Source organism: Enterobacter cloacae complex sp. IR5401, assembly GCF_049238425.1.
In the GTDB taxonomy this organism is placed as follows: Bacteria; Pseudomonadota; Gammaproteobacteria; order Enterobacterales; family Enterobacteriaceae; genus Enterobacter; species Enterobacter hormaechei_C.
Genome location: NZ_JBMKHN010000045.1, coordinates 1 through 1731, shown reverse-complemented (window position 1 = coordinate 1731; position 1731 = coordinate 1). Strand labels below are relative to the sequence as shown.

Here is a 1731-nt window from a genome sequence, read left to right as displayed (position 1 = left end):
GCGCGGTGAAGGTACGGATCGTATCCGTGAGTGTGGCTTTAGAGCCGGAAATTGTTTCGTCATGCTGGCGCTTCGCTTCCCGCCAGGTTTTTCCTACGATCCTGTCATGGGTTTCGACTATGGCATCAGCAATCGCCGCTTCCCACTCCACAACACAGACGGCAAGGATCGCCCAGCGGCGGTCCGAAGTGATGTCACGCAAACCGTCGGTGAAGTAGCGTTCACCCTGCCGACGCAGCCGGGCAATGCGATGGGCAGGTATGCTGGCCAAAGCACTATGATTGATATTCAGGGTACGCAGAAATTCGAGCCTGTCGAGCAAACGGTTAGCAGCAGCCGAGTTGTTACCAACCTCGAAGTTGCGAAGCCAGATGAAACGACTGATATTGCCGGCGAGCATTTCACTCAGAAGTTTGTCCAGGTGATCGCGAACATCCGCTGTTAAATTTTCCGCAATCCGCGTTTCAATCCGCCGCTCAGCGGCGACCAGAGCATCCGCGCACAAGCGCTCGATTGTCGATACTGCGGGCAGAATGGTGGAAGTTTCCCGACACCGCACAATAAAACGATGAGCAAGATCCTCGTTTGATCTGGCATCTTCGGCCTGGCCGAAAGTCCACTCCCGCAGATCACGGGCACCACGGCCCGTGAAGGTCTTGTAGCCGTAAATTTCGCGCAGCGTGTCCATGTGCTGCTGACGGGTTTGGCGCCGTGTGGCATAAGTGAGAAGCGCATCAGCCGGAACTCCAAGCTGAGCACCGACGAAGGAAAGGACTTCACGCGGGATCATCTCACCAGGAGCCAGTGCACGGCCCGGATATCGTAAGGCACAAAGTTGCAGGGCAAAGCCAATCCTGTTTTCCGGTCTGCGGCGCTGCCTAATGTTTTCCAGGTCATCATCGCCCAGCGTGTAGAACTTCAGTAGCGACAGTTCGTCCGTGGGCAGATCGAACAGCGCTGCTCGCTGCCGTTCGGTGAAAATATGGCGTCGTGACATACAAATTCGTCCCTTTTGAAGTATAGTCTGTTTTGGACAACAGCCAGCCCATATAAATCAGGGCGTTCCGATACAAAAATCCAGGAGGGTTCAATTGGGACATCGTGCCGCCATTTACTGCCGGGTTTCAACAGCGGATCAGTCTTGTGAACGCCAGGAATTTGATCTGCGAGCCTTCGCCGGCCGTGCCGGCTACGACGTGGTGGGAATATTTAAGGAAACAGGTTCAGGAACTAAACTCGACCGGGCCGAGCGAAAGAAAGTCCTGGCGCTTGCCCAGTCCAGACAAATTGATGCAATCCTGGTCACTGAGCTTTCCCGGTGGGGGCGCTCGACGCTCGATCTGCTCAATACGCTACGTGAACTGGAGAACTGGAAGGTTTCCGTGATAGCCATGAATGGAATGGCGTTCGATCTTTCGTCGCCGTATGGACGAATGCTGGCGACGTTTCTTTCCGGCATTGCGGAGTTTGAGCGGGATCTCATCAGCGAGCGGGTCAAGTCAGGCCTTGCTGTTGCGAAGGCACGTGGTAAGAGGCTTGGTCGTCAGGCCGGAGTGCGACCAAAATCAGACCGACTTTTGCCTAAGGTGGTTGCGATGAGGGCCGAGGGACGCAGCTATCGCTGGATCGCACGCGAGCTCGGTATCAGCAAGAATACCGTCGCTGACATCGTGCAACGACACAGAGCTAACGCTTAGGGTGTCATTTCGCCCTCAGCCGGAACCGACCCCT

The 1731-nt window shown here is 55.6% G+C and carries 2 protein-coding genes; one reads left to right on the top strand and one right to left on the bottom strand.

Annotated features, from left to right (window positions below):
• On the bottom strand, positions 1-997 hold a 997-nt coding region (locus ACOTX1_RS23730; protein ID WP_421766886.1), incomplete at its 3' end, for a DUF4158 domain-containing protein.
• A gap of 94 nt (positions 998-1091) precedes the next feature.
• Between ACOTX1_RS23730 and ACOTX1_RS23725 the strand changes: the two genes are divergently transcribed.
• Positions 1092-1697, top strand: a complete 606-nt coding sequence (locus ACOTX1_RS23725; RefSeq protein WP_000509966.1) for a recombinase family protein — start codon at positions 1092-1094, stop codon at positions 1695-1697.
• Positions 1698-1731 lie beyond the last annotated feature (34 nt).